Raw genomic sequence first — 2,631 nt, forward strand, 5'->3', positions numbered from 1 at the left:
CGCGTCGTAGGGATCTACGACGCGGCCGCGGTGCGTCTCGTGGGATCGGGCCACGCTTGTTGTCGGCCCGGTCACGTAGGCTCGTTCGTATCGGCTCGACTGATCGTTCGAACCGGCCCGCTCGTCCGCAGCGGTCCGGCCGTCCGCAACCGTCGGCCCGTGTCGCGGTCCGTATCGAGGGAGGGGCCCACGTGCTCATCGACACCTATGGCCGGGTGGCCACCGACCTGCGCGTCTCACTGACCGACCGGTGCAACCTCAGATGTACGTACTGCATGCCCGAGGAGGGCCTGCAGTGGCTGGCCAAGCCCGACCTGCTCACGGACGACGAGATCGTCCGCCTCATCGACCTGGCGGTGACCCGGCTCGGCATCACCGAGGTCCGCTTCACCGGCGGTGAGCCCCTGCTGCGCCCCGGGCTGGTCGGGATGGTGGAGCGAGTGGCGGCCCTCGAACCCCGCCCCCAGATGTCCCTGACGACGAACGGCATCGGTCTCAAGCGCACCGCGACCGCACTCAAGGCGGCGGGCCTCGACCGCGTCAACGTCTCGCTGGACACCCTGCGCCCCGACGTCTTCAAGACCCTCACCCGCCGCGACCGCCACAAGGACGTCATCGAGGGCCTCGAAGCGGCCCGCGCAGCGGGCCTGACCCCGGTCAAGGTCAACTCCGTACTGATGCCCGGACTGAACGAGGACGAGGCGCCGGACCTGCTCGCCTGGGCCGTGGAGAACGACTACGAACTGCGGTTCATCGAGCAGATGCCGCTGGACGCGCAGCACGGCTGGAAGCGCGACGGCATGGTCACCGCCGGTGACATCCTCACCTCGCTGCGCACCCGCTTCGAGCTCACGGAGGAGGGGGCCGACGAGCGCGGCTCGGCTCCCGCCGAGCGCTGGGTGGTGGACGGCGGCCCGCACCGGGTCGGCGTGATCGCCTCGGTCACCCGCCCGTTCTGCTCGGCCTGCGACCGTACCCGGCTCACCGCGGACGGGCAGGTCCGCACCTGCCTCTTCGCCCAGGAGGAGACCGATCTGCGGGCCGCGCTCCGCTCGGACGCGCCGGACGAGGAGATCGCCCGGATCTGGCGGCTGGCGATGTGGGGGAAGAAGGCCGGGGCGGGCCTGGACGACCCCTCCTTCGTGCAGCCGGACCGCCCGATGTCGGCGATCGGCGGCTGACCACCCCTCTCTCGAAGGCCCGGCCCGCCGTCACAGGCCGGGCTGCTGCTCCGCGGGCTCCCATTCCGACAGCAGGACCACGTCCTTCAGGAATCCGCGGACGCCCAGGAACTTCGACAGATGGTCGCGGTGCTCCTCGCACGCGAGCCAGGTCTTGCGGCGCTCCGGCGTGTGCAGCTTCGGGTTGTTCCAGGCGAGCACCCACACGGCGTCGGCCCGGCAGGCCTTGGCGGAGCAGATGGGGGAGGACGGGGACGACGGCTCGGAACCGGGAACGTTCAGGATCACGTCCTCGACAGTAGTCGAGTCCCGGCGGGTTCCCACGAGTCCTGACCGGTCCGGAAAAGGCGACGCCGAGCAGCCACGGGGGGAGCTGCCCGGCGTCGGTCTGTCACTCCGACGGGGGATGCGGAGTGCGTACCAAGTATGTCACGGGTCACCCATCGCCCGGCAACGGAACAACATGATTGATCTGAGCTTTTCTTGAGCTCGGCAGAGGTTTCGGATTCCGCTTTTTCCGGATCCCCGGTGCTCAGGCCCGCTCGTGCGGCTCGTCCCGCAGCCGTGTGCCGGGGTCGGCCGTCAGGTCTTCCGCGACGGGTTCCGCGGCCCCGCCGACGACCGGACCCGCAAGCATCGGACGGGTCGGAGCGGTCACGAAGGTGGACGGCAGCGACGGCGCGTTCTCACGTCCCGCGTTGGCGATCACGACGGAGATGTAGGGGAGCAGCACGCCGAGCACCAGCGCAACGACGGCGACATGGCGCTCCACGTTCCAGAGCGTGGCCGCGAGGACGACGGACACCGTACGCACGGACATCGAGATGATGTAGCGGCGCTGCCTGCCCCTTACGTCGTCGGCGAGCCCCTGCCTGGCCCCGGTGATCCGGAAGACCTCGGTCTCGCTCTGCTTCCGCATCACGTTCCACCACCCCGCCTGCATCGGACGCTCCCCGGCCCGTACGGGCAACAACGTTACGCCGGGGTCGCTCCGCCCACGAGGCCGGGTCGGCTCCGGCGTGGCTGGGGACGTCTGCGCCGTACCGCGTATGGCCGTGCCCGACATGCGCCGTACGGCACCCGGGCCGACACTGGGCGTAATGCTCGCGTAGAGCCGTATAGGAGGCAGCCATGGGCTGGTTGTGGGCGATCATCGTGGGATTCGTACTGGGCTTGCTGGCCAAGGCGATCATTCCTGGCAAGCAGCACAGTCCGCTCTGGCTCACCACGATCTTCGGAATTATCGGCGCGATCGTGGGCAACGCGATCGCCCGCGGTATTGGCATCGCCGAGACCAGCGGTATCGACTGGGGCCGTCACGCCCTCCAGCTGGTGGCCGCGATCGTCATCGTCTTCCTGGGAGACATGCTCTACACAGCAATGAGGGGCAACAGACAAAGAGCCTGAGCGAAGGCAAAAAGATTGCGCAGTTCCCCGCGCCCTTTTCCAG

The 2,631-nt window shown here is 69.0% G+C and carries 4 protein-coding genes; 2 read left to right on the forward strand and 2 right to left on the reverse strand.

What is annotated here, in order from left to right:
* Positions 1-191 precede the first annotated feature (191 nt).
* The gene (moaA, locus tag ACFWGJ_RS43230) at positions 192-1,181 is read left to right on the forward strand and encodes a GTP 3',8-cyclase MoaA (RefSeq protein WP_387334458.1); all 990 of its coding nucleotides are present in this window, start codon (positions 192-194) and stop codon (positions 1,179-1,181) included.
* A gap of 30 nt (positions 1,182-1,211) precedes the next feature.
* Here the strand turns inward: moaA and ACFWGJ_RS43235 are convergent, their stop codons facing one another.
* Together ACFWGJ_RS43235 and ACFWGJ_RS43240 are read right to left on the reverse strand one after the other, a co-directional pair.
* A complete protein-coding gene (locus tag ACFWGJ_RS43235) occupies positions 1,212-1,469 on the reverse strand; it encodes a hypothetical protein (protein ID WP_387334460.1) in 258 nt (85 codons plus the stop codon).
* Positions 1,470-1,713: 244 nt separating this feature from the next.
* A complete protein-coding gene (locus ACFWGJ_RS43240) occupies positions 1,714-2,100 on the reverse strand; it encodes a DUF3099 domain-containing protein (RefSeq protein WP_387334461.1) in 387 nt (128 codons plus the stop codon).
* Between the two features lie 212 nt (positions 2,101-2,312).
* Here ACFWGJ_RS43240 and ACFWGJ_RS43245 point away from each other — a divergent pair, with 212 nt between their 5' ends.
* On the forward strand, positions 2,313-2,588 hold the full coding sequence (locus tag ACFWGJ_RS43245; RefSeq protein ID WP_387334462.1) for a GlsB/YeaQ/YmgE family stress response membrane protein: 276 nt from the start codon (positions 2,313-2,315) through the stop codon (positions 2,586-2,588).
* Positions 2,589-2,631 lie beyond the last annotated feature (43 nt).

The sequence above is a fragment of the Streptomyces sp. NPDC060205 genome (assembly GCF_042728395.1).
Taxonomy (GTDB): Bacteria; Actinomycetota; Actinomycetes; order Streptomycetales; family Streptomycetaceae; genus Streptomyces.